The sequence below is a fragment of the Ventosimonas gracilis genome (assembly GCF_001580025.1).
Taxonomy (GTDB): domain Bacteria; phylum Pseudomonadota; class Gammaproteobacteria; order Pseudomonadales; family Pseudomonadaceae; genus Ventosimonas; species Ventosimonas gracilis.
In genome coordinates this window covers 1-24064 of the sequence record NZ_LSZO01000162.1, presented here as the reverse complement: position 1 = coordinate 24064, position 24064 = coordinate 1, and the positions used below count along the sequence as shown (strand labels likewise).

Sequence of the window (24064 nt, the reverse complement as noted above, 5' to 3'; positions counted from 1 at the left end):
ATGAGATGAAATCTGTGTGTTTACCCTCTCCCCAGCCGGGTAATTTTAATCAACTAAAAAGCATCGGTGCAGTGCGTTGCAGGTAGAGCAGGATTTCCTGGGCGGTTTGCTGCGGAGCGCCGCCGTCGGTTTCGATAATAAGGTCTGCGATTTCGCGGTAGAGCGGGTCGCGCACGGCCATCAGCTCTCTTAGTATCTGCTCGGGATTACCTTGGTTAAGCAGCGGGCGGCTGCGGTTTTGTGCGGTGCGTTTAAGTTGTTCGGCAACGGGGATGCACAGGTAAATGACAAGGCTGTTGGTTTGCAAAAGATCGCGGTTTTGTGCACTTAAAATGGCACCGCCACCGGTTGCCAACACCAAGTGATCTTGTGTGCAAAGTTCGGCGAGCATGGCGGTTTCGCGGGCGCGAAAACCCTGCTCGCCTTCTTTTTCAAAAATCCAAGGAATATCAACGCCACTGCGTTGTTCAATTTCTTGGTCGGAATCTTTAAAGCTGCGACTAAGCGCCTTGGCCAACAGTCGCCCGATGGTGCTTTTACCAGCCCCCATCGGGCCTATCAGGACTAAGTTACTCACTTGGCTTAAGGCAGTACACTCGCTGCAACACCGTGATCAGTTAAAATGCGCGGAGTGATAAATACCAGCAGCTCTCTTTTCTTATTGTCTACCGTATCGCGTTTGAATAGCCGCCCGATAAAAGGCAAATCGCCAAGGAAGGGTACTTTATCGATGCCCTTGGTTTTTTCACCTTCAAAGACCCCCCCTATCACTACGGTTTCACCATCTGCGACCAGAACATTGGCACTCACTTCTTGCTTTAAAATAGGTGGAACACCACCAACTGCAGCTCCCGCGGTACGATCTACGCGGTCTTTAGTGATTTTAACTTCCATGCCGACCCGATTATCCGGGGTAATCTGCGGCGTGACTTCCAGCGACAATAGTGCTTCCTTAAAGCTGGTGCTGCTGCCACCGGCATTGCCGCCTGTTTGCTCCTGATAGGGTACTTCCTCTCCCTTCATAACCTTGGCTGTTTGCTGATTGGCCGTCATCACTTTGGGTTGCGAGATGATCTCACCATACCCGCTTTTTTGCATGGCTGTGAGTTCCAAGTTAAGCGTCAGGTTGTTTTTTAGATAGCCAAAAGCAATGGAACTGGTCGGCGACACGGTACCCAAATCGACAAAAGCGCCCTCATTAAGTCCTCCTGCTATGGAATTAACATATCCCCCCGAGGTTAAGCCAGTGGGACTGCTATTGCTAGTCCCCCCCCATTTCACCCCAAGGCTTTTAGCAAAATCTTCATTAGCCTCAACAATCCTTGCCTCAATCATCACCTGTTTAACCGGAATATCCAGTTGCGCAACAATGCGGCGCAGTTCATCCAATTTATCTTGGGTTTGGTAGGCAATAATGCTGTTGGTACGGTCATCCACCGTGACGGAACCGCGCTCATCACGATTGTTGCCGCTGGTATTGGCGGCGGATTTAAACAGTTCGGCAATTTTGTCCGCTTTGGCGTAGTTCACCTGTATCAGCTCGTGGTAGAGCGGGGCGAGTTCGGCAATTTGTTTGCGCGCTTCCAGCTCTTGGCGCTCGCGCTCGGCGATACCTTCGGCAAGGTCAACCATCAGCACGTTGCCGACCAGTCGTTTATCGAGGCCTTTGGTGCGCAGTACCAAGTCCAGCGCTTGGTCCCAAGGTACGTTTTGCAGGCGCAAGGTGATGCTGCCTTGTACCGCATCGCTGGCGACCAGGTTCAGTTCGGTAAAGTCGGCAATCAATTGCAGTACCGAACGCACTTCGATGTCCTGGAAGTTAAGCGACAGTTTCTCGCCTTTGTACAGGGGAGTATCGGCGCGCTGCCGTTCTTCCTTGGTTTGCGGTTTGATGCTGACGGTCAACTGGTTGCCCACCTGATAGACCATGTATTCATAGTTACCGGTCGGTTCAATGACGATGCTGCTCCCCCCCCTCGAACCACTGGCAGCAACGTATTGCACCGGCGTTGCAAAGTCTTTGACATCAAGACGTGCACGCAGTTTTTCGGGCAGCTCGGTACCTGCAAAATTCAGGCGGATTTTATTGCCCTGCTCGCGAATATCGGCGTTAACCGAGGCATTGGACAGTTCAATGATGACATTACCTTCGCCCTGTTCGCCGCGCTGGAAGTCAATATTGTTGATAAGCTGCTTGCTGGTCGAGCGGGCGCTGGTTGCTGCTTGCGATGGAGCAGCGGACGTTGTAGTGGTACTGGCGGGAGACGAAGGGGCATTACCTGCGCTGCTGTCACCGACGGTGACAAACAGGTTGTTGCCTTCCACCCGCGTGCTGTAGGGAGCGGGGTTGGTCAGGTTGACTATCATCCGCGTGCGCTCGCCCGCTTCCACCAAGGTAATGCTGCGTGCATTACCAGCGCCAAGCTCGCGACTTCTTTGCCCCAAGCGGTTTTTCGTGCCTTCAAGGTCAATGGCGATACGCGCCGGTTGGTCGATGGTATAGCTTTGCGGAGCGGCTGGTGGTTCGTTAAAGCTGACTTTGATTTCAGTTTTATCGCCCGGCAGGCTTGCTACATCCAGCGCAATAATATCCGCAGCCCAAACCGGCAGTGAAAAAACGCCCACCCACAAGGCCAAACTGGTACGTGAAAAACCTGGGAATATTTTGTTCATCCTGAAACTCCGCTGTGCAGACGTATTGATAATTTTCATTTTCCTCTCCTCCCTCCTCATTTAAGAGCGTTCCTTGAGCAGAAGACTTCTTGGCCGTTCTAACCAGCCACCTTGACCATCAGGAACGATTTCAACCACTTCCATTTTATCCGCATCAATCAGCACAATGCGTCCGTAATTCAGACCCAAATAATCGCCAATTTTGACCCGGTGCACGCCGCCAGCACCGCTTAGCAGCGCATAGCGTCCGTGACTGTTGGCCAGCGTGCCTACCATTTCAAAACTGTCGATAGAAAAGCCTTCCAGAAATTGCTTGGCGCGGTTTTCATCCGGCTTGATGTCCCTTGAACCTTTAATGCGCGAGGAGAGTTCCAGTTTGTGCGGCGGTTGGAACGGGCTGCGCAGCAGCATGGAATCGTAGGTAAAGGGAGCATAGCTGGCAAAAGTCGGCAGCGGTTCAATGGGCGGCCTCGGCTTGGTGCGTTCTTCATTGATAAAGGTTTGCAGGTCTGCAAAACCATCACTGCCACCGCAACCCAGCAAGCTGGCGAGCAGCATGGCACAAAGGGCAAGACGGGCGCGGTTCATTGTGCGGCCTCCTTGTCTTCATAACGATAGGTTTTGGCAAGAATATCCATCTGTAGGCGACCCGGTGTTTCTGCCGAAACCGGACGGATGCTGAAGTCGTGCAGGGTCACGATACGCGGCAGGCTGGAGGTCGCGCTGATAAAGGCGGCAAGGTTGTGGTATTCGCCCACGACAGCAATCTGAATGGGCAGTTCGATATAAAACTGGTGAGCGGATTCGGGCAGCAGCTTAAGCTCCTCCAACTCAAGGTCGCTGGAAAACGCCGCGCGGTTGATGTCTTCCAACAGACCCGGCACTTCGGTTTCACTCGGCAATTGACGCAGCATTTGACCAAAGGCGCTTTCCATTTGACCCATTTGCGCTTGATAGGCTTCCAGATTGGCTGACTGCCGGTTTTTACTGGAAAACTCTTCACGCAGGCGCCCTTCTTCCATCTTCGCCGCATCCAGTTGCTCCAACTGGCCTTGTAGTTGCAAAAAATAGCCTGCCACCAACACGGCGACGAATAGCACAGAGCAGGCGATTGCCTTGGCCGCCATTGGCCAAGAGCCCAAGTTGTTGAAATCGAGTTCATTAATATCGATTTTCTTTAAGGCTTCCAGTGCATTGGCGAAACTCATTGACTGGCTCCTTGCACTTCGCCGGCTTTTGGCCGACTTTGCCGAACGGTTAATTGGAACTGATTGGCTTGTCCATCCAAGTGCGCATTCTCAATCGCCTTGACCCCAGAAAGGGTCGCCCCGGCCAACCAGGGAGAGGCTTCCAGGTTACGCATCAGCGCTGATACGCGGTTATTGGACTCGGCAAATCCGTCAATGCTGATGCGCTGCCCTTGCATGGCAAGCGAGGAGTAATACACGCCGTCCGGCAAGGTGCGTACCAACTGATCAAACAGGCGCGGCATGACTTGGCGGTTGCTTTGCAAGTCTTGGATAACCTGCATCCTGCCCAGCAGTTGTGTACGCATTTCGCGGATTTCCTGAACCTGTTTGATGCGCTCATCCAGCGAAGTAATTTCTTTTCGCAGATAACTGTTGCGAGCGCTTTGATTATCCAGCAGGCCGCTGACAAACTGATTGCCCAAGAACACCAAGCCGCCAGCAATAACCAAGGTACCAAACAGCACCACTACAAATTGCTTTTTGCGCTCTTCATTTCGCTCCTCGCGCCAAGGCAGCAGGTTAATCCGTGCCATCAGTCAAAACTCCTCATCGCCAAGCCGCAGGCGGTCATCAGGGAAGAGGCCTCGGTCGCCAGCGCCGCTGCCTCGACCTTGTTTGACAGCGTCATTTCGGCGAAGGGGTTGGCGGGCAAGGTACGGGTACTGACTTTTTGCTGTATCAGCCCGGCAAGTCCAACAATCGAGGCGCTGCCACCTGAGAGTACAATGCAGTCAACGTTGTGGAATTGCCCTGAAGCAAAGAAGAACTGCAAAGAACGCGATACTTGCGAGGCGACGGATTCTTTAAACGATTGCAGTACATCGGATTGGTAGTCATCCGGCAGACCGCCTTTTTTCTTGGCATACTCGGCTTCTACTTCCGACAGGCCATAGCGGCGCTGGATTTCATCGGTCAGTTGCTGACCGCCAAAAACCTGCTCACGGCTGTAGATAATGCGACCTTTATGCAGAACGCTAAGGGTTGTGATGGTCGCGCCCAAATCAACCAGGGCGACGACCTGCTCTTGCCAATCCTTGCCAAGCTGCGACGAGAGCAGCGCACAGGCGCGTTCCAGTGCATAGGCTTCAATATCCACGACTTCAGCTTTTAAGCCTGCAATATCCAAGGTCGCTTCAAGGTTTTCGACACTTTCACGGCGGCAGGCAGCGAGCAAGACATCGACCCGCCCTTGATTTCGCGCGGAGATACCTTGCACTTCAAAATCCAGCGCGACCTCGTCAATCGGAAAGGGAATGTATTGATCAGCCTCTATCTTAAGCTGGCTTTCCAGCTCGTCGTCGGAAAGACCGGCATCCATTTCAATGGTTTTGGTAATCACCGCGGAACCTGCCACTGCGGTTGCCACGGTGCGCAGCGCACTTTTGGATTTGCGCAGCGCACGGCTGAGCGCCTCGCCGACTACCTGCGTATCGGCAATGCTTTTTTCCACGACCGCACCTATCGGCAGCGGCTCAATGGCATAAGCCTCCACTTGATAGCGGCCGCTCGTTTGGCTTAACTCTATCAACTTGACCGTAGTCGTGCTGATGGCTACCCCCAGTAGCCGATTGGCTTTTTTTTTGAACAGTCCTGCCACAAGTGTTTTCCTGTCAAAATGTGTATTGGTATCTATAAGCAACAGCGCTTATAACTTCCCACGTTAAATGCTAGATTACCCTTGAATACGAAAGGCTGACAAGGAACAAATGTTCGTATAATTGTCCGTCATTTACCGCTCCGCGCGAACAAATAACACTCTATTTTTACGGTTCTACTACTGCCACGGTGTTTTAAATCTTGACGCGCTTACTTAAGCTCTTTTGCTGGCTTTTCTTTACTGCTTGCTGCGCCCTTTTACTCGCGCTAAGCGGTACTTTCCTGTACGTTGCCCCCACTCTGCCATCTACCCAGCATCTGCGCAATACCCGTTTACAAATCCCGTTGCGGGTTTATAGCGAAGATTTGCGGCTGATTGCCGAGTTTGGCGAGATGCGCCGTGCGCCCATTGCCTTTGCTGATATTCCGCCGGACTTTATCGCGGCGTTGCTCGCCGCCGAGGACGATAATTTTACCCAGCATCACGGGGTGGATGTCAGCGGCCTGCTGCGTGCGCTGGTGGAGCTTGCGCGAACCGGGCATTTTCGTTCTGGTGGCAGCACCATCACCATGCAGGTGGCGAAAAACTACTTTTTAACGCCAGAGCGCAGCTTAAAGCGCAAAATTACTGAAATCCTGCTGGCTTTGCAGATTGAGCGCGAGCTGTCCAAGGATGAAATTTTGCAGCTTTACGTCAACAAAATCTTTCTGGGTCAACGCACCTATGGGATTGAAGCCGCGGCGCAAACCTATTACGGCAAATCCATTAAAGACTTAAGCCTTGCGCAACTGGCAACCCTGGCCGGACTGCCCAAAGGCCCCTCCAAGTGCAACCCGATAGTCGCTGCAAAGTGCAGCCTGGAGCGACGCAACTGGATTTTGGGGCGCATGTACCGTCTTGGCAAAATCGATGAAAGCCGTTGGCAGGCCGCAGTGGCTGAGGTGGACGCAGCGAGCCTGCATGTGCCAAAGCCCGAACTTGACGCGCCCTGGATTGCCGAGATGGTGCGTGCCGAGATGGTCTCACGCTACGGCGAGGAAGCCTACACGGAAGGTTTTCGCGTATTCACAACGGTTTCCTCGCCCTTGCAACAAGCCGCGCGCCAGGCGGTGCGTGATGGCTTGTTGGAATACGACCAGCGCCACGGCTTTAGCGGTGCTGAGCAGCGTTTGGGTGTTCAAGCGGTAGCCGATTGGCAAAGCGTATTGGCGCAGCAAAAAGCCTTTGCTGGGCTGTTGCCTGCCATTGTCAGCGAGGTTAAACCAGACGGCATCGAAGTGCTGCTGCGAAGCGGCAAGCGCGAAGCCGTGCCTTGGAGCACCATGCAGTGGGCGCGGCCTTTTCTTTCCGCCAACTCGCAAGGACAAGTGCCGAAAAGTCCGGCAGAAGTGGTGCAAGTGGGCGACCTGATACGGGTACAGCGGCTGACAGACGGCCACTTGCGTTTTTCCCAATTGCCCAAGGTGCAGGGTGCGTTGATTTCCCTTGCGCCGGAAACCGGGGCCATTCGTGCCTTGGTCGGCGGTTTTTCGTTTGCGCAGAGCAGTTTTAATCGCGTGGTGCAGGCCAAACGCCAGCCGGGTTCGAGCTTAAAGCCTTTTATCTACAGCGCGGCCTTGGATAAGGGCTTTACCGCCGCCAGCTTGCTTAACGATTCGCCGATGGTGTTTACCAACCGCTCAGTACTCAGTGACAACATGCTGAATAACGATGAGCAAGAAACCAGAAGTTGGCGTCCCAAAAATTACGGCGATACCTTTCTGGGTTTTATTTCTCTGCGAGAAGCGCTGTACCGCTCACGCAATCTCGCCTCCATCCGTTTGCTGCAAGACATCGGCATTCGTTATGCGGTCGAATACTTAAGCGCCTTTGGCTTTAGCCCTAAGGATTTGCCAGACGATTTATCGCTGGCTCTGGGCAATGCCAGCTTGACCCCGATGGAAGTGGTGCGTGGTTGGGCCACTTTTGCCAACGGCGGCTACCGGATAGAGCCTTACCTGATTGAGCGCATCGAAGACCGCGAGGGCAAGGTGCTGTTTATTGAGCAGCCAAAAACGGCAGTACAACCGGGCAACGCGCAAAGCAACCTGGCGGCTGAGCGTATTATTGACCCGCGCACCGCCTATATCATGACCGACCTGTTGCAGGACGTGATTAAACGTGGCGGCGCAAGGCGAGCGCTTTCGTTGGGTCGCACCGATTTGGCGGGTAAAACCGGCACCAGCAATGAGTCCAGGGACGCTTGGTTCTCTGGCTACAACGCAGACAATGTCACCACTGTGTGGACGGGTTTTGACCAGCCGCAAAGCCTTGGCCGGCGAGAAATCGGCGGTACGGTAGCGTTGCCCATCTGGATGCGTTTTATGGAGGTCGCGCTTAAAGACAAGCCCGAGCACCGACTGGCAAAGCCTGAAGGACTGCTTAGTCTGCGCGTTAACCCGCAAAGCGGCCGCGCCGCAAGGCCGGATACGCCGGATGCCTATGTGGAACTGTTTAAAAATGAAAACCCACCCGAAGCGCCGCTAACAGAAGGAGGCGCTGCGGGTGGTTCGGTATCGCCGATGGATTTGTTTTAGAACAACGCCTCGTTAAGCTCATAGAGTACGCCGCTGCCCGCCTTGGCGGTTTCAGCCAGCGAGTGGATACGCGGCAACAGACGGGCAAAGTAAAAACGCGCGCTAGCGAGTTTGCCGAGATAGAAGTCGCCTTCTTTAGCCAGCGCGACCTGCGCCATTTTTGCCCACAGGTAGGCGAAGGTGACATAACCGAAGACCTGCAGGTATTCGACTGAGGCCGCACCGATTTCCCGCCTATCCTGTTTGCCCTGTTTAAGCAGCCAGGTGGTGAGTTCATCAAGGCTATTCAGTGCTTTAGCGAGTGGTGTGGTGAACTCTTGCAAGCCCAGCTCTGCGCTTGCGATAAAGTCTTTAATTTCATCGGCAAACAGGCGGTAAAACGCGCCGTTATTACTCACCAGCTTGCGTCCTGCCAAATCCAGCGCCTGAATGCCGTTGGTGCCTTCGTAAATCTGCGTGATGCGCACATCGCGCACCAGTTGTTCTTGTCCGGCTTCGCGGATAAAACCATGCCCGCCGAATATCTGCTGCCCAAGCACGGTGACTTCCAGTCCTATATCGGTCAGAAATGCTTTCGCCAGCGGGGTAAGCAGCGCAACCAAGGCTTCGGCTCGTTCGCGTTCAGCCGCATCCTTGCTGTACTTGGCAAGGTCAAGCTGGCTTGCCAAATAGCAGGAAAACGCCCGCCCACCTTCAATCAGCACTTTCATCGTCAGCAGCATGCGGCGGACATCGGCATGTTCGATAATCGACACCGCCTCTTGGCTGCCCGCTTCGCTTCCTTGTTTGCGCTCTTTGGCATAGGCCAGCGCGTTCTGCCAGGAACGTTCCGCCGCGCCTAAGCCTTGAATGCCTACGCCTAAGCGTTCGTAGTTCATCATGGTGAACATGGCGGCAAGCCCCTTACCGGGCGCGTCAATTAAAAAGCCGGTCGCACCATCAAAATTCATCACGCAAGTGGCCGAGGCCTTAATGCCCATTTTGTGTTCAATCGAGCCACAGGACAGTTGATTGCGTTCGGCCAAGCTGCCGTCTTCACGGACAAGGAATTTCGGCACTAAAAACAGTGAGATACCTTTGGAGCCGGGCGCGGCATCTGGCAGTCTCGCCAGCACTAAATGGATGATGTTTTCGGTTAAATCGTGCTCGCCGCCGGTAATAAAGATTTTGCTGCCGCTGATTTTGTAACTGCCATCTTCTTTTGCTTCGGCGCGCGTGCGGATTAACCCCAGATCACTGCCCGCCTGTGCTTCGGTCAAACACATGGTGCCACACCACTGCCCGCTGTAGAGTTTGGGCAGAAAGGTTTGTTTAATGGCTTCACTGGCATGAGCGTTAAGCAACAAAGCCGCTCCCGCGCTTAAGATGGGGTAGAGGCTAAACGACAGGTTGCTGGCAGCGAGCATTTCTTCGAGCTGCACGCCAAGGGTTTTCGGCATACCCATGCCGCCTAATTCTGCCTCGCCGCAAAAGCCGCAAAAGCCGCCGCCTGCAAAACGGGCGAAGGCTTCGGGAAAGCCTTTCGGCGTACACACGGAACCTGCGTTAAAGCTGCAACCTTGTTCATCGCCGCTGCGGTTGATCGGGGCGATTTGTTCAGCGCAGAGTTTGCCGGCCGCTTCGAGTATGGCGAGTGCGCTGTCCCAATCCAGTTCTGAGAGCTCCGGCAGCCTTGCCCAAAGCTTATCGACGCTAAAGACTTCATCCAGCACAAACTGCATATCGCGCACCGGCGCTTGGTAGTCAGACATGCGAACTCCTTTTTGCTAAATAAAAAGGCCAGCCCACTATCACTGCCGGGCTGGCCTGCTTTTCGCTCAGAACCCATCAATAGCCTAAGTCAAAATCCTCATTGGCGAGGCTCATCAGATTGTCCGCACCGGACAGCATGGCCTCCACGTGGTAGCGGGTACGCGGCAGGATGCGCTCAAAGTAGAACTCGGCGGTTTTGTACTTGGCCTTGTAGAAAGCCTTTTCGTCCGTACCGCTTTCCAGTTTAGCCGAGGCAACCCGCGCGATGTCTGCCCAGAAGTAGGCGAGGCAGAAATAGCCGCAGTACATCAGGTAGTCCACACCCGCGGCGCCGACTTCTTCGCGGTCTTTGAGCGCTTTCATGCCGACTTTCATGGTGATGTCGGCCAGTTCCTTGCCGTGGCTGGTCAAGGCTTCGACAAAGGGTTTCAGGCGTTTATTGCTGCCGTTGGCTTTGCAGTATTGCTTGACCATTTCACCAAAGGGCTTGAGCACGTCACCACGGCTCATCAGCACTTTACGCCCCAACAGGTCGAGCGACTGAATGCCGGTGGTGCCTTCGTACAGGCAGGAGATGCGGCTGTCGCGCACGTTTTGTTCCATGCCGTGTTCGGCGATATAGCCGTGTCCGCCGTAAATCTGCACGCCGTGGTTGGCCGATTCAAAGCCGACTTCGCTTAAGAAGCCTTTGGCAATAGGCGTCAGCAGGGAGAGCATGGTATCGGCGGCTTCACGCGCTTTGGCATCCTTGCTGCGCAGGAAGATGTCGGCCTGTTTGGCGGCAAAGTACAGCATGGCGCGACCGCCTTCGGCAAACGCCTTCATGGTCAGCAGCATCCGCCGCACGTCGGGGTGGAAAATAATCGGGTCGGCGGGCAAGTCCGGTGCTTTTGCGCCGCTTAAGGCGCGCATTTGCAGGCGTTCGCGGGCGTAGCGGATACCGCCCTGAAAGGCCACTTCCGCATGCGCCAAGCCTTGCATGGCGGTACCCAGGCGAGCCACGTTCATAAAGGTGAACATACAGCTTAAGCCTTTGTTCGGCGGGCCAATCAAAAAGCCGCGCGCGCCGTCAAAGTTCATCACGCAAGTGGCGTTACCGTGAATACCCATCTTGTGTTCGATGGAGCCGCAGGAAACCGCGTTGCGTTCGGCGATTTTGCCCTGTCCGTCCGGCAGGAATTTCGGCACGATAAACAGGGAAATGCCTTTGGTTCCGGCGGGGGCATCGGGCAGACGCGCCAAGACGATATGGACGATGTTTTCCGCGAGATCGTGTTCACCGGCGGAAATAAACATCTTGGTGCCGCTGATTTTGTAGCTGCCATCGGCCTCGGGTTCGGCTTTGGTGCGCAGCAGGCCAAGGTCGGTGCCGCACTGTGGCTCGGTCAAGCACATGGTGCCGGTCCATTGACCGGTGGTCAGCGGTTGCATGTACAGGCGTTTTTGTTCGTCGCTGCCGTGTGCGGCCAAGGTGCGCACCGCGCCTTGCGAAAGGCCGGGGTACATGCACCAAGCCCAGTTGGCTTCGGCCATCAGTTCGCTAACGCACATGCCGAAGGATTCCGGCAGCCCCTGTCCGCCGTGTTCGACGGCTTGGGCGAGTAGCGGCCAGCCGCCTTCGACAAACTGGCGGTAGGCTTCTTTAAAGCCGGTTGGGGTTTTTACGCCTTCGGGTGTCCAGGTGCAGCCTTCTTGGTCGCCCACGCGGCGCAGCGGGGCAATCACCTGTTCGGCAAAACGGGCGGCTTCTTCAAGCACCGCATTTAGAGTGTCTGGCGTTGCATCCTCACAGCCCGGCAGATTTTTGTAGTGTCCTTGGAAATCGTGTAACTCGTCACGGACAAAGCGAATATCACGTAAGGGTGCTCGGTAGTCGGTCATGATAAGAACTCTCTTGAAAGTCAATAAAAAACCACATTACAAAAGAACACATAAAAGCACTAAAAATGGCCAAGACGTAAAACACTGCCAAGGCTGGTTTGAAGTCTGCGCCCGCTGCCTTGAGGCTGTCAAGCAAGCGCTCTGGACAAAAAAAGGCGCTTTACCTATGGCAAAGCGCCCTTTGAGTTTTTCCTGGAGATGGCGTTACAGCCCTTGTTGCGCTTGCTGTACCCAAGCCTCGGCGCGGGCGCTTAAGCCTGCGATAGCGCGCGGGCCTTCACCTTCGGCGTACATTGGCGGGCCGATGCGCACGCGGATGGTACCCGGGTATTTGGCCCAGCCTTCTTTCGGCCAGAATTTACCGGCGTTATGCGCAATCGGCAGCACCGCTTGCCCGCCACCTGCGGCAAGCGCCGCGCCGCTGCGGGTGAATTTGCCCATCTGCCCTGGCGGCATGCGCGTGCCTTCCGGAAAAATCAGCACCCAGCAGCCCTGTTGCAGGCGTTTTTTGCCCATTTTCGCCACTTGTTTGAGCGCTTCTCTGGGGTTGCTGCGGTCAATGGCGATGGGTCTGAATGAGGCAATCGCCCAGCCAAATACCGGCACCTTGAACAGTTCGCGTTTAACCACGTGTGCCAGCGGGCAAAACAGGGTGGTCAGGAAGAAGGTTTCCCAAGTGCTCTGGTGCTGTGCGAGGACCACACAGGGTTGCTTGGGGAGGTTTTCCAGCCCTTCAATCTCATAGCGCAGCCCCACGCAATACTTTGCCCAAAATACGGCAAAGCGACACCAATTTTGGATCACAAAATGCCAGCGTCTTTCAAAGTTGCCCAAAAAGGGCGTACAGACCAGTCCGACCAAGCTCCAAACCAATGAGCTTAGCGACAGCACGAGGTAGAACAAAACCATCTTGATGCACTGCACTGCTGTCATTTTTTGCATGATCTGGGTCACTCTGCTGAAGGTTCGGTAAGGTAGTGCGCCACTGCTGGCAAGTCTTCAAAAATCAATGTATTAGACGGTAAATCAGCTTGCAATGTGCGCACGCCTTTGCCGGTTTTAACCAGCACAGGCTGGCAACCGGCAGAGGCGGCGGCGGCCAAATCGCTGGCGCTGTCACCGACAAACCACAGTCCGCCGGGCGCTACTTGGTAATGGCGGGCAATGGCAAGCAGCATGCCGGGTTTGGGCTTGCGGCAGGCGCAGCCCTCATCCGGCCCGTGCGGGCAGTGCACGATCAATCCCAACTGGCCGCCTTCGGCTTCGACCCGTTTGCGCAGTCTTTCGTGGATGGTTTGCATGCACTGTTCGCTGTAGTAGCCACGGGCAATGCCGGATTGGTTGGTCGCTATCGATAATGTCCAGCCCGCCTTGGACAGGCGGGCGAGCGCCCGGATGGCGCCTGGCAGTGGTATCCACTCGTCAGGCGAGCGGATATAGTCGTCCGAGTCCTGATTGATCACGCCGTCGCGGTCGAGCAGCAGCAGTTTCATCGCTGACGGTCAGCCCAGCAGGGAAATATCGGCGACTTTCAGGAACAACGCGCGTAACTGTCCGAGCAGGGCATGGCGGTTGGCGCGGATTTTGGCATTTTCGGCGTTGACCAGTACTACTTCAAAAAAACCATTGACTACGCCATCCAGACGCGCCAAACACAGCAGCACTTCGCTGTAGTTGCGTGCACTGACCAAGGGGGTAATCGCTTGCTGCGCCTTGCCGATGGCGGCAAACAGGGAGAACTCGGCGGGTAGTTCAAAATAATGCGCTTCCACTTTGCCCGTGCGTTTTTCATCGCTCTTGCTCAGCAGGTTATGCACGCGCTTGTTGGCGGCGGCTAGCGCTGCTGCCTGCGGTAACTGGCGAAATTCCTGTACCGCACGCACGCGCAGGTTAAAGTCATAAGGTGAGACAGGCTCCAGCACGCGAACGGCTTGATAGGCTGCAAAATCAATGCCTTGGTCTTCGTAGTAAGCGCGCAGGCGGTCGAGGATAAACTCGCTCACTTGCGCGGCCACGCCGTCCGTTGCCACTTTTTCGGCATAGAGCGCGGCAGCGGTATTGAGTACGGCGGGCAGGTCAAGGTCGATTTTTTTCTCGATCAGGATACGCAGCACGCCCAAAGCGGCGCGGCGCAGTCCGTAAGGGTCTTTACTGCCGCTGGGCAGTTGCCCGATGGCGAAAATGCCAACCAGCGTATCGATGCGTTCGGCCAGCGCGAGCACCGCACCCAAAATACTCGCAGGTACCGGCGAGGAGGGTCCTGCGGGCAGGTATTGTTCCTTAATCGCCAGCGCAACCGCTTCATCTTCACCACTGCGGTGCGCGTAGTAGTAACCGGCAATGCCCTGCATGGCGGGAAACTCGCCGACCATTTCACTGACTAAATCGGCCTTGGCCAAAAGTCCGGCGCGTTCAGCCTGCTCTGGACACAGATCCAGCCCTTCGGCGATATAACGCGACAATTTGGCAAGTCTTGCCGCTTTGTCTTGCAGGCTGCCAAGCTGCGCCTGGAATACCACTTGGGCGAGGCGGGCATTTAAATCTTGCAGTGGATATTTTTGGTCTTGATTAAAGAAAAACTCGGCATCGGCGAGGCGTGGGCGCACGACTTTTTCATTACCGGCAATGATTTGCGCCGCGTCTTTGGATTCCAGATTAGCCACGGCGATAAAGCGCGGCAGCAGTTTGCCCTGTGCATCCAGCAGGCAGAAATATTTTTGGTTGTCCTGCATGGTCATAATCAGCGCTTCTTGCGGCACAGCCAAAAAGCGCTCTTCAAAAGAGCAGACCAAAGGCACTGGCCATTCCACCAAAGCGGTAACTTCATCCAACAGCCCCGGCGGCATAATCGCCCGCCCACCTTCGGCTTCGGCCAGCGCTTGGCAGCGCCGCTCAATCAAGCGGCGGCGCTCGGCAAAATCGGCCAGCACATGGGCGCGGCGCAAATCATCCAGGTAGCTCGCCGGACGTTGCACGCTAACCGCTTGTGGATGGTGGAAGCGGTGGCCGTAAGACAGTGCCCCGGCTTGCTGCCCCAAAATGCAGCAGTCAATCACCTGCTCGCCGTACAGCATCAACAGCCACTCAGTGGGGCGGACGAACTCTTCACGCCGTGCGCCCCAGCGCATACGTTTAGGGATGGGCAGCGCGGCGAGCGCCGCTTCCACTATCGCAGGCAGCAGTTCGCGGCTGGATTGCCCTGGAATGCGGCGACTAAAGCACAGTTTCGACCCGCTTTTATCCAACTGATTAAGCGAAGCGCCGCATTTGTTGGCAAAGCCTTGTGCGGCGGCGGTCGGCAAGCCATTGCTGTCAAAAGCGATGGAAAGCGGTGGGCCGTCGATGCGCTCTTCCCGTTCCGGCTGCTGGCTTATCAGGCTATCCACGCGCACGGCAAGGCGGCGCGGGGCGCCGTAGCGGTGGATTTTGCCGTGCCTCAGTGAGGCCGCAGCGAGGCCGCTCTCAATGCCACGGGCAAACGCCTCGCTTAGGTCGTTAAGTGCCTTGGGCGGCAGTTCCTGGCAGCCCAGCTCGACCAAAAAGTCCTCACGGCTCATGCGGCAACCTCCCATCGGCTTAAGGCTTCATCACGCAACGCACTGTCTGCCAGCGGAAAGCCCAAACGGGCGCGGGCATCGAAGTAGCTTTGCGCGACCGCCCGAGCCAGCGCCCGCACGCGCAGAATGTAACGCTGGCGTTCGGTAACGGAAATCGCATGCCGTGCATCAAGCAGGTTAAAGCTGTGCGAGGCTTTGAGCACCATTTCATAACTCGGTAAAGGCAGTTGCAGCGCGACCAGCCGCTTGGCCTCGCTTTCATAAAAATCAAAGTTATCCAGCAGGCGGTCTACATCAGCCTGCTCGAAGTTGTAGCAGGACTGCTCGCGTTCGTTTTGCAGGAACACATCGCCATAGCTGACGCGCCCGAGCGGCCCGTCCGCCCAAGTTAAGTCATAGACTGAATCGACCCCTTGCAGGTACATGGCAAGGCGTTCCAGCCCATAGGTAATCTCGCCCGTGACCGGAAAGCACTCCAGCGCACCGACTTGCTGGAAGTAGGTAAATTGGCTGACTTCCATGCCGTTTAGCCAAACTTCCCAGCCCAGCCCCCAAGCGCCCAGCGTGGGCGACTCCCAGTTGTCTTCGACAAAACGAATATCGTGCACCAACGGGTCAATACCGATGGCTTTAAGCGAGTTCAGATAAAGCTGCTGGAAATTGTCCGGACTGGGTTTAATCACGACCTGAAACTGGTAGTAATGCTGCAAACGATTCGGGTTTTCGCCATAGCGCCCATCGGTCGGGCGGCGACTGGGCTGCACGTAGGCGGCGCTCCAGCGCTCAGGGCCAATGGCGCGTAAAAAAGTGGCCGTATGAAAAGTGCCCGCGCCGACTTCCATATCATAGGGTTGCAGCAGCACACAGCCACATTCGGCCCAATAGCGCTGCAAGGTAAGGATTAAATCCTGAAAAGTGCCGCTGCTCTGCTTCACAAAGTTACCTGTCGCCCAGAAGCTATAAAACGGCGGATTATAGCGGATTCGCCTATCCGCTTGAGACAGCCGTTAAAATACTTCACCTTTTTCATGAGGATTGCGGCTTGAAAGGCACTTTCACAGTATGGGCTTTACGTGCACTGGCAGCGTTGCCTTGGCGCACGTCACAGCGCCTCGGCGCGGGGCTTGGCTGGCTGATGTATCAACTGCCAAACCGTTCGCGTGAAGTGGCGCGTATCAATCTGTCCAAGTGTTTTCCCGAGCGCTCCAAGGCTGAACTCGATCAGTTGCTGCGCCAAAGCCTGATGGATACGGGTCGCTGGTTTGCCGAAAGCGCCAGTGCCTGGCTGCGTCCGGCAGCGCACAGCCTGTCACTGATACGCGAAGTCGAAGGTTTGCAAATCCTGCAACAGGCGCTGGCAAGCGGCCAAGGCGTAGTCGGCATTACCAGCCATTTGGGCAATTGGGAGGTGCTCAACCACTTTTATTGCAGCCAGTGCCAGCCGGTTATCTTCTATCGTCCGCCGAAAATCGAAGCGCTCGACCAACTGCTGCAACAACAGCGTGTACAGCTGGGCAATCAAGTCGCCCCGTCAACTTTAGAAGGCATCCGCCTAGTGCTTAAAACCGTACGAAACGGCGGCGCAGCGGGCGTCCCGGCAGACCCTGAACCCACAGAAAGTGCCGGCTTTTTTGTGCCTTTTTTGGCAACACAGGCACTGACCAGTAAATTTGTCCCCAGCATGCTTGCCGGAGGCAAAGCTCTTGGCGTCTTTATGCACGCTTTGCGACTGCCCAAAGGTGCGGGCTTTAAAGTGATTCTGCAAGCGGCTCCAGAGGCCATGTACAGTGAAGACCTTGAACAGGCGACCGCAGCCATGAGCCAAGTCTTTGAAGACTATGTACGCCGTTATCCCAGCCAATATATGTGGACGATGAAGCGCTTTAAAAAACGCCCCGAGGGCGAGGCGCGTTGGTACTAAAACTGCTGCTATGCTTGCGCTCTGACAAGGAGCTTTTATGCTGAATTTAAGCACCATCCTGCTTTTTATGCTGTTTGCCGCCATTGCCGCTTGGCTGTGGCATGCGCATGGTCTGCGCGAACGGGCGCTGGAGTTGGTCAAGCAGCATTGCCTGCGCAACGGGCTGTTGCTGCTCGATGATAACGTCGCACTGCGCCGCATGGCACTGCTGTCTGATGCGGTAGGACGCAAGCGACTGGCGCGCATCTACCAGTTTGAATTTACCGTAACCGGCGAGCAACGCCATACCGGCCGCATTACTTTGTTTGGCCGTCATCTGGGCGGCATACAACTGCCACCTCATCCTTTAACAGAGACGGCGCAAAACCCACCCTCACGAACCATCCCTCATCCACCCACGGCGAAGGCAATGGGTGGACAAGTGATTTATTTAAACGACTGGCGGCAACGGCACAGCGGATGATTGCCAAACAGCCCTAAAAACCAAAGCAGGGCGTTTGTGGGTTTTAGAAGTCCAGATTAGCCACCGCCAGCGCGTTGCTCTCGATAAAGTCACGCCTGGGCTCGACCGCATCACCCATCAAGGTATTGAACAATTGGTCAGCGGCTATCGCATCCTCAATAGTCACTTTCAACATGCGGCGCACTTCCGGGTCCATAGTGGTTTCCCAAAGTTGCTCGGGGTTCATTTCGCCTAAGCCTTTGTAGCGCTGAATGCTGTGCCGTTTGGTGCTTTCTGCCATCAACCAGGCCAGTGCTTCTTTAAAGCTTACGACCGATTTTTTGCGCTCGCCGCGCTTGACGTAAGCACCTTCTTCCAGCAATCCGGCCAGCTGCTCGCCCAAGGCGGTTAGCGCCTGATAGTCGTTGCTGGCGAAAAAGTCGCGGTTAAACAAAATCAACGTGGACAGGCCGTGCGCTTTGACTTCCACTTCTGGCAGCCAAAGATGGCGCTCAGGGTCTTCGTACAGACGCACGGTATAACTTTGCCCAGAGCTTTCTTCCGTCTTAAGCCTTGCCTCCAGCTGGTCGAGCCAATCTTGCATCAGTCCTTGTTCGGCCAATTGACTTTGGTTGAGTTTGGGCAGATAGAGCAAGTGTTCGGTAATTTCTTTAGGATACAGACGTGATAGGCGCGTTAGCGTCTTCATCACGGCGCGCCATTGATTAACCAAGGCTTCCAGCGCTTCACCGGCAATCCCCGGCGCACTGTCATTAACGTGCAGACTGGCTTCTTCCAGCGCCGCTTGCGTCATATAGTCATCCATCGCCTCATCGTCTTTGATGTATTGCTCCTGCTTGCCACGCTTGACCTTGTACAGCGGCGGTTGCGCAATATAGATGTGGCCGCGCTCAATCAGCGGACGTAGTTGACGGAAGAAAAAGGTCAACAACAGGGTGCGGATATGCGAGCCGTCCACATCGGCATCGGTCATGATGATGATGCTGTGATAGCGCAGCTTGTCGATATTAAATTCCTCGCGGCCAATGCCACAGCCAAGCGCGGTAATCAGCGTGCCGACTTCTGCCGAGGACAGCATCTTGTCAAAACGTGCGCGCTCGACATTGAGGATTTTGCCTTTAAGCGGCAAAATGGCTTGCGTGCGGCGATTGCGGCCTTGCTTGGCCGAGCCGCCCGCTGAGTCTCCTTCCACTATGTAAAGTTCAGAGAGCGCCGGGTCTTTTTCTTGGCAATCGGCCAGTTTTCCCGGCAAACCAGCAATATCCAGCGCACCCTTGCGCCGCGTCATTTCACGGGCTTTACGCGCGGCTTCGCGAGCGCGGGCGGCATCGAGCATCTTGCCGACCACGGCCTTGGCATCGCTGGGGTTTTCCAGCAACCACTCGGCAAATTTGCGCCCCATTTCCTGCTCAACGGCGGTTTTTACTTCGGACGAAACCAGTTTGTCCTTGGTTTGCGAGCTGAATTTAGGGTCAGGGACTTTAACCGAAATAATGGCGGTCAAACCTTCACGGGCATCGTCACCAGTGGTCGCAATTTTTTGCTTTTTAGCGAGACCTTCTTGCTCAATGTAACTGTTGAGATAGCGGGTTAATGCCGAACGAAATCCGACCAAATGAGTACCGCCGTCACGCTGCGGAATATTGTTGGTAAAACACAGCAGGTTTTCGTTGAAACCTTCGTTCCACTGCAAGGCCACTTCAACACCAATACCGTCTTCTTCGCGCTGCACATTGAAATGAAAGACCGGATTGATAACGGCTTTGTTGGTATTGAGATATTCCACAAAGGCATGCAGACCGCCTTCGTATTTAAACAACTCCTCTTTACCGCTGCGCTCATCTTTAAGATAAATGCCGATACCCGAATTAAGGAACGACAGTTCGCGCAGCCGCTTGGCAAGAATGTCCCAACTGAAATGGATATTGCGGAAGGTGTTATCCGACGGCTTAAAGTGAACCGTGGTACCCGTTTCCTTGGTATCGCCGACCGCCGCCAGCGGCGCTTGCGGCACGCCGTGCTGATAAAGCTGCTCCCAGACTTTACCCTTGCGACGGATGGTCAGCACCAACTCACTGGACAGCGCGTTGACCACGGAAACGCCCACACCGTGCAAGCCGCCGGACACTTTATAGGTTTTATTATTGAACTTGCCGCCCGCGTGCAGCACCGTCATCACCACTTCGGCCGCCGACACGCCTTCTTCTTCGTGAATATCGACCGGTATACCGCGCCCGTTGTCGCGCACCGTGATGGATTCATCCGTATGAATGCAAATACTCACTTCCGTGCAATAGCCCGCCAACGCCTCATCAATGGCGTTGTCCACCACCTCAAACACCATGTGGTGCAGGCCGGTGCCGTCATCGGTATCACCGATATACATGCCCGGTCGCCTGCGCACCGCATCCAGCCCTTTAAGCACCTCAATGCCGGTGCCATCGTAAATCTGCTCTTCGCTCATACCTTACCCCACAACCTTAATCTGGCCTTGTTCCACGTGGAACAAAGCAATAGGCGTATCCGCTCGCCAGCCATCTTGCAAGGCTTGCGGCTCAACGCAAGTGATAAATACTTGGCAGCCCAATCCTTCCAACAATCGGCAAAGCGCTTGCCGGTGTTTTTGATCCAGCTCAGACGGCAAGTCATCCACCAGATAAACACATGAGCCACGCCCCGTTTGCGCCAATAAATAGCCTTGCGCGATATGTAGCGCACAAATCACCAGTTTTTGCTGCCCGCGCGAGAGAATATCTGCCGCATTATTGCTCGCCAGACGAAGGCGCAAATCAGCCCGCTGCGGCCCCGCCTGTGTAGAGCCAAGCTGCTGATCGCGCACTAAAGAAGCCGCCAACACATCGGACAAACTTCGCTCTTTATCCCATCCTCGGGAGTAGCTCAACACCAAGCCATCCAGCTCAATCAATTGCGCCAGTGTTTGCTCAAAAACCGGCTTTAATGCACCAATATAAGCACGCCGGTAGTTATCGATAGCTTCACTGGCGAGGCACAATTCCTTATCCCAAACCAGCTGAAAAGGGGCATCCATTTTAGCACGGCGCAGCCATGAGTTCCGCTGGCGCAGCGCTCGTTGCAAGCGCTGCCAGGTCGGTAGAAATTGTTGTTCCACGTGGAACACTCCCCAATCCATAAACTGCCGCCGCTGCTTGGGCGCACCTTCCAGCAGACGAAAGCTATTGGGATTTATCACTTGCAGCGGCAACTCTTGCGCAAGCTGCGCCAAACTGCGGACATGCTCGCCATTAATACGAACCAGCAATTCACCCTGCCGGTCGCGGGAAACACCGATTTTTTTGAATCCGCCATCGGCTTCGGCAAGCTCAGCAAATGCCGTACATCGAGGCTGCCCGTGCTGAATCAACGATTGCAGCGGTTGCGCACGAAATGAACGCGCCATTCCCAGCAGGTGAATGGCCTCCAGCAGACTGGTTTTGCCGCTGCCATTGGCGCCAAAGAGAATATTGATTTGCGGCGAGGGGGAAAGCGTCACTGCGCTTAAATTGCGCAGCGCAGTGAGCTGAATTTGACGAATAGCCATGCGCCTTGAATATTCTGTTATTCGTTAAGCAAGGCGCAGCAGCAAAACAAAAGACTAGATACGCATCGGCATAATGACGTAGATGGAATCGCTGTCTGCCGATTCCTGTAGCAAGGCGCTGCTGTTGCTGTCGGACAGCATCAGCTGCACCTGTGCGCTTTCCATTACGCAAAGTGCCTGCTGTACATATTTTTCGTTAAAACCGATTTCCAGTGCATCTCCGCTGTAGTCGATGGACAGTTCTTCTTCGGCCTCTTCGTGCTCGGGGTTATTCGCCTGAAGCTTCAGCAAGCCCGCAGAAAGCAGCAGGCGAATGCCACGAAACTTCTCATTGGACAAAATAGCCGTGCGCTTGAGCGCTTCGCTCAAGGCCTGACGCGGGATAAGCAACTGCTTGTCGCCACCTTTGGGAATCACTCGCTCGTATTCGGGGAACTTGCCGTCCACCAGTTTGGAGGCAAAGCTGAAAGCGCCGGTGCTGGCACGGATATGATTTTTGCCAATCACCAAGTTGATAGTGTCTTGCGCGCTTAAGAGCAGCTTAAGCAAAGCGGCCACGCCTTTGCTCGGCACAATGACTTGCATCACTTCTTCGGTTTCAACCGTAGCGGGCAAGCTGCACATCGCCATACGGTGGCCGTCGGTGGTCACGCTGCGCACCTGGTCTGCGCGTATTTCCAGCAACATGCCGTTGAGGTAGTAGCGAACATCCTGCTGCGCCATAGCAAATTGGGTGCGCTCCAACAGATGCCGCAAATCAGACTGTAGCAAGCTGACCGACAATCCATCACTGGCTTCGTCCAGCGCGGGGAAATCATGCGCCGGTAGCATCATCAGGCTAAAGCGACTGCGCCCGGCTTTTACCGTGATTTTTTGCCCATCCAGGCTGATGTCAATTTGTGTGCCGGTGGGCAGATTATTGCAAATATCCATCAACTTATGCGCCGATACGGTCGCCTCGCCGGGCTCACAGTCGCCTTCCAGCGTCACCCGTCCAATCAGCTCGACCTCCAGATCGGTGCCGCTTAATGATAATTGCTGTCCGTCCACTACCAGCAGGATATTGGCGAGTATCGGCAGGGTTTGGCGGCGCTCGACCACTGTGGAAACCAGTTGCAGGGGTGCCAGCAGGCTTTCGCGGGAAATGGAAAAACGCATAAGAAATTCCTTTACAAATTAAGTGAATGTTGAATTTAGGTGGTCAGCGTGCGCAGCAAGTTTTTGTAGTCTTCGCGGATGCTGGCATCGCTCTCGCGCAGCTCGGCAATTTTGCGGCAGGCGTGCAGCACCGTGGTATGGTCGCGTCCGCCAAAGGAATCGCCAATTTCCGGCAGACTGTGATTGGTCAACTCCTTGGCGAGCGCCATCGCCACTTGACGCGGACGCGCAATCGAGCGCGAGCGGCGCTTGGACAGCAAATCGTTTATTTTCAGCTTGTACAGCTCGGCAACAGTGCGCTGGATATTGTCGATGCTGATAAGCCGCTCTTGCAGTGCGAACAGGTCTTTTAGCGATTCGCGTATCAAATCCACGGTAATGGGTCTGCCCAAAAAGTGCGACTGGGCAATCACGCGCTTAAGCGCACCTTCCAATTCGCGCACATTGGAGCGCAGTCGCTGCGCGATAAAAAACGCCACATCGTGCGCAAGCTCAACGCCGGACTGTTCGGCTTTTTTAATCAGAATGGCGACGCGCGTTTCAAGCTCCGGCGGTTCGACCGCAACCGCCAGCCCCCAGCTAAAACGCGACTTTAGCCGCTCTTCCAGTCCGTCGATTTCTTTGGGGTAACGGTCGCTGGTCAAAATAACCTGCTGACCGCCTTCCAGCAGGGCATTGAAGGTATGGAAGAACTCTTCTTGCGAGCGCTCTTTTTTAGCGAAAAACTGAATATCGTCAATCAACAGTGCGTCCAGCGAGCGGTAAAAGCGCTTGAAGTCATTGATCGCGTTTTGCTGCAAGGCTTTGACCATATCGGCCACAAAGCGCTCGGAATGCAAATAAATCACCTTGGCTTTAGGATTTTTTTGCAGCAACTGATTGCCCACCGCGTGCATCAGATGGGTCTTGCCCAAGCCGACCCCACCATACAAAAATAACGGGTTGTGACCGCTTTTCGGGTTATCGGCTACGTGTTGCGCCGCTGCCCGCGCCATTTGGTTGGATTTACCTTCAACAAAGGTATCAAAGGTAAAGCTGCGGTTTAGATAACTGTTGTGCTTGGGGCTGCTGGCAACGGCGGGCGTTTCGTGTTTTTGTGGCTTGCTTTCAGCGGGCAGCTCTTTATTGGCCTGAAGTGGCGTTTCGGCACTGCTTGGCGCAGTAGTACCCATCGGCACAGAGGGTATAGCAGGGTTGCTGTTGTTTACCGCAATATCGGCCGCTTTTTGCTTGCTACCGACCAAAAGGGTCAGTGCCGGAAGCGGGCCTTCGCTGCGCTCGCTCATTAACTCCAGCAGGCGAGCGGTGTATTTTTCGTTGACCCAATCCAACACAAAGCGATTGGGCGCATAGATGCGCAGCTCATCGGCAACAGGCTCGACCTGCAAGGGACGAATCCAGGTATTAAATTGCTGGGCGGGCATTTCTTCGCGCAAAAGTCCAATACACTGCTGCCATAACGCCACCGACATGCAGGGCCTCCGTACCATCTTTAAACCAAAACGGCCGATGATTGTACCCGCGCGCGGGCAAGTTATCCACAGGCATTAGCGGCAACAAATCCGCTTTGCACAGTGGGCGCAGTATTGTTGTCAACAAATAGACTTGTCCGGTTTTAAAGCAAATGAACTGTCCGGTTTTGCCTTGCGGTTTCAGGCGGCGTAGGGCGTAGCCCGT

General features: G+C 55.0%; 19 protein-coding genes. 3 read left to right on the top strand and 16 right to left on the bottom strand.

Annotated features, from left to right (window positions below):
- Nucleotides 1-49: 49 nt before the first annotated feature.
- The 6 genes from AXE65_RS07920 to AXE65_RS07895 are packed head-to-tail and all read right to left on the bottom strand — an operon-like array spanning nucleotide 50 to nucleotide 5520.
- Nucleotides 50-577, bottom strand: coding sequence for a shikimate kinase (locus AXE65_RS07920; protein ID WP_068390539.1), 528 nt, complete (start codon nucleotides 575-577; stop codon nucleotides 50-52).
- A 5-nt stretch (nucleotides 578-582) separates the two neighbouring features.
- Nucleotides 583-2673: a type IV pilus secretin PilQ gene (locus AXE65_RS07915; RefSeq protein WP_068390537.1), complete on the bottom strand. Its 2091-nt coding sequence runs from the start codon at nucleotides 2671-2673 to the stop codon at nucleotides 583-585.
- A gap of 60 nt (nucleotides 2674-2733) precedes the next feature.
- Nucleotides 2734-3261 carry a pilus assembly protein PilP gene (locus AXE65_RS07910; protein WP_068390534.1) on the bottom strand — a complete coding sequence of 176 codons (528 nt, stop codon included), beginning with the start codon at nucleotides 3259-3261 and terminating at the stop codon, nucleotides 2734-2736.
- Nucleotides 3258-3881 carry a type IV pilus inner membrane component PilO gene (locus tag AXE65_RS07905; protein WP_068390531.1) on the bottom strand — a complete coding sequence of 208 codons (624 nt, stop codon included), beginning with the start codon at nucleotides 3879-3881 and terminating at the stop codon, nucleotides 3258-3260. Before AXE65_RS07905 ends, AXE65_RS07910 begins: the two co-directional genes overlap by 4 nt.
- A complete protein-coding gene (locus AXE65_RS07900) occupies nucleotides 3878-4456 on the bottom strand; it encodes a PilN domain-containing protein (protein ID WP_068390528.1) in 579 nt (192 codons plus the stop codon). The genes AXE65_RS07905 and AXE65_RS07900 overlap by 4 nt, the downstream gene beginning before the upstream one ends.
- Nucleotides 4456-5520: a pilus assembly protein PilM gene (locus tag AXE65_RS07895; protein ID WP_068390525.1), complete on the bottom strand. Its 1065-nt coding sequence runs from the start codon at nucleotides 5518-5520 to the stop codon at nucleotides 4456-4458. Before AXE65_RS07895 ends, AXE65_RS07900 begins: the two co-directional genes overlap by 1 nt.
- Before the next feature lie 200 nt (nucleotides 5521-5720).
- On the opposite strand from AXE65_RS07895, the gene AXE65_RS07890 reads away from it, so the two are divergent.
- Nucleotides 5721-8096: a penicillin-binding protein 1A gene (locus AXE65_RS07890; protein ID WP_068390522.1), complete on the top strand. Its 2376-nt coding sequence runs from the start codon at nucleotides 5721-5723 to the stop codon at nucleotides 8094-8096.
- Here AXE65_RS07890 and AXE65_RS07885 read toward each other — a convergent pair.
- The 6 genes from AXE65_RS07885 to glyQ form a co-directional block, all read right to left on the bottom strand.
- Nucleotides 8093-9847, bottom strand: a complete 1755-nt coding sequence (locus AXE65_RS07885) for an acyl-CoA dehydrogenase C-terminal domain-containing protein (RefSeq protein ID WP_068390519.1) — start codon at nucleotides 9845-9847, stop codon at nucleotides 8093-8095. The genes AXE65_RS07890 and AXE65_RS07885 overlap by 4 nt on opposite strands.
- A 76-nt stretch (nucleotides 9848-9923) precedes the next feature.
- A complete protein-coding gene (locus AXE65_RS07880; protein WP_068390517.1) occupies nucleotides 9924-11729 on the bottom strand; it encodes an acyl-CoA dehydrogenase C-terminal domain-containing protein in 1806 nt (601 codons plus the stop codon).
- A gap of 204 nt (nucleotides 11730-11933) precedes the next feature.
- On the bottom strand, nucleotides 11934-12662 hold the full coding sequence (locus AXE65_RS07875; RefSeq protein ID WP_068390576.1) for a lysophospholipid acyltransferase family protein: 729 nt from the start codon (nucleotides 12660-12662) through the stop codon (nucleotides 11934-11936).
- A 17-nt stretch (nucleotides 12663-12679) separates the two neighbouring features.
- Nucleotides 12680-13222, bottom strand: coding sequence for a D-glycero-beta-D-manno-heptose 1,7-bisphosphate 7-phosphatase (gene gmhB / locus AXE65_RS07870; RefSeq protein ID WP_068390514.1), 543 nt, complete (start codon nucleotides 13220-13222; stop codon nucleotides 12680-12682).
- A gap of 9 nt (nucleotides 13223-13231) precedes the next feature.
- Nucleotides 13232-15286 (bottom strand): glycine--tRNA ligase subunit beta, encoded by a 2055-nt coding sequence (gene glyS / locus AXE65_RS07865; RefSeq protein ID WP_068390511.1) that lies wholly within the window; start codon nucleotides 15284-15286, stop codon nucleotides 13232-13234.
- Nucleotides 15283-16221 carry a glycine--tRNA ligase subunit alpha gene (gene glyQ, locus AXE65_RS07860; protein ID WP_068390509.1) on the bottom strand — a complete coding sequence of 313 codons (939 nt, stop codon included), beginning with the start codon at nucleotides 16219-16221 and terminating at the stop codon, nucleotides 15283-15285. Before glyQ ends, glyS begins: the two co-directional genes overlap by 4 nt.
- A gap of 107 nt (nucleotides 16222-16328) precedes the next feature.
- Here glyQ and AXE65_RS07855 point away from each other — a divergent pair, with 107 nt between their 5' ends.
- Nucleotides 16329-17207: a lysophospholipid acyltransferase gene (locus tag AXE65_RS07855; protein WP_068390506.1), complete on the top strand. Its 879-nt coding sequence runs from the start codon at nucleotides 16329-16331 to the stop codon at nucleotides 17205-17207.
- Nucleotides 17208-17244: 37 nt separating this feature from the next.
- Nucleotides 17245-17670, top strand: coding sequence for a DUF3301 domain-containing protein (locus AXE65_RS07850; protein ID WP_068390503.1), 426 nt, complete (start codon nucleotides 17245-17247; stop codon nucleotides 17668-17670).
- A 43-nt stretch (nucleotides 17671-17713) separates the two neighbouring features.
- Here the strand turns inward: AXE65_RS07850 and gyrB are convergent, their stop codons facing one another.
- The 4 genes from gyrB to dnaA are packed head-to-tail and all read right to left on the bottom strand — an operon-like array spanning nucleotide 17714 to nucleotide 23859.
- The gene (gene gyrB, locus AXE65_RS07845; protein ID WP_068390500.1) at nucleotides 17714-20134 is read right to left on the bottom strand and encodes a DNA topoisomerase (ATP-hydrolyzing) subunit B; all 2421 of its coding nucleotides are present in this window, start codon (nucleotides 20132-20134) and stop codon (nucleotides 17714-17716) included.
- 3 nt (nucleotides 20135-20137) lie between these two features.
- A complete protein-coding gene (gene recF / locus AXE65_RS07840; RefSeq protein WP_068390497.1) occupies nucleotides 20138-21229 on the bottom strand; it encodes a DNA replication/repair protein RecF in 1092 nt (363 codons plus the stop codon).
- Between the two features lie 54 nt (nucleotides 21230-21283).
- Nucleotides 21284-22387, bottom strand: coding sequence for a DNA polymerase III subunit beta (gene dnaN / locus AXE65_RS07835; RefSeq protein ID WP_068390494.1), 1104 nt, complete (start codon nucleotides 22385-22387; stop codon nucleotides 21284-21286).
- A gap of 35 nt (nucleotides 22388-22422) precedes the next feature.
- Nucleotides 22423-23859 carry a chromosomal replication initiator protein DnaA gene (dnaA, locus tag AXE65_RS07830; protein ID WP_068390491.1) on the bottom strand — a complete coding sequence of 479 codons (1437 nt, stop codon included), beginning with the start codon at nucleotides 23857-23859 and terminating at the stop codon, nucleotides 22423-22425.
- Nucleotides 23860-24064: the final 205 nt, after the last annotated feature.

Excerpts from the sequence above, each read along its gene's own strand:
- AXE65_RS07905 (WP_068390531.1), bottom strand. The coding sequence starts at position 3,881 with ATGAGTTTCGCCAATGCACTGGAAGCCTTAAAGAAAATCGATATTAAT.
- AXE65_RS07915 (WP_068390537.1), bottom strand. The coding sequence starts at position 2,673 with ATGAACAAAATATTCCCAGGTTTTTCACGTACCAGTTTGGCCTTGTGG.
- AXE65_RS07850 (WP_068390503.1), top strand. The coding sequence starts at position 17,245 with ATGCTGAATTTAAGCACCATCCTGCTTTTTATGCTGTTTGCCGCCATT.
- AXE65_RS07910 (WP_068390534.1), bottom strand. The coding sequence starts at position 3,261 with ATGAACCGCGCCCGTCTTGCCCTTTGTGCCATGCTGCTCGCCAGCTTG.
- dnaN (WP_068390494.1), bottom strand. The coding sequence starts at position 22,387 with ATGCGTTTTTCCATTTCCCGCGAAAGCCTGCTGGCACCCCTGCAACTG.
- gyrB (WP_068390500.1), bottom strand. The coding sequence starts at position 20,134 with ATGAGCGAAGAGCAGATTTACGATGGCACCGGCATTGAGGTGCTTAAA.
- recF (WP_068390497.1), bottom strand. The coding sequence starts at position 21,229 with ATGGCTATTCGTCAAATTCAGCTCACTGCGCTGCGCAATTTAAGCGCA.
- AXE65_RS07880 (WP_068390517.1), bottom strand. The coding sequence starts at position 11,729 with ATGACCGACTACCGAGCACCCTTACGTGATATTCGCTTTGTCCGTGAC.
- glyS (WP_068390511.1), bottom strand. The coding sequence starts at position 15,286 with ATGAGCCGTGAGGACTTTTTGGTCGAGCTGGGCTGCCAGGAACTGCCG.
- AXE65_RS07875 (WP_068390576.1), bottom strand. The coding sequence starts at position 12,662 with ATGACAGCAGTGCAGTGCATCAAGATGGTTTTGTTCTACCTCGTGCTG.
- dnaA (WP_068390491.1), bottom strand. The coding sequence starts at position 23,859 with ATGTCGGTGGCGTTATGGCAGCAGTGTATTGGACTTTTGCGCGAAGAA.
- gmhB (WP_068390514.1), bottom strand. The coding sequence starts at position 13,222 with ATGAAACTGCTGCTGCTCGACCGCGACGGCGTGATCAATCAGGACTCG.
- AXE65_RS07900 (WP_068390528.1), bottom strand. The coding sequence starts at position 4,456 with ATGGCACGGATTAACCTGCTGCCTTGGCGCGAGGAGCGAAATGAAGAG.
- AXE65_RS07885 (WP_068390519.1), bottom strand. The coding sequence starts at position 9,847 with ATGTCTGACTACCAAGCGCCGGTGCGCGATATGCAGTTTGTGCTGGAT.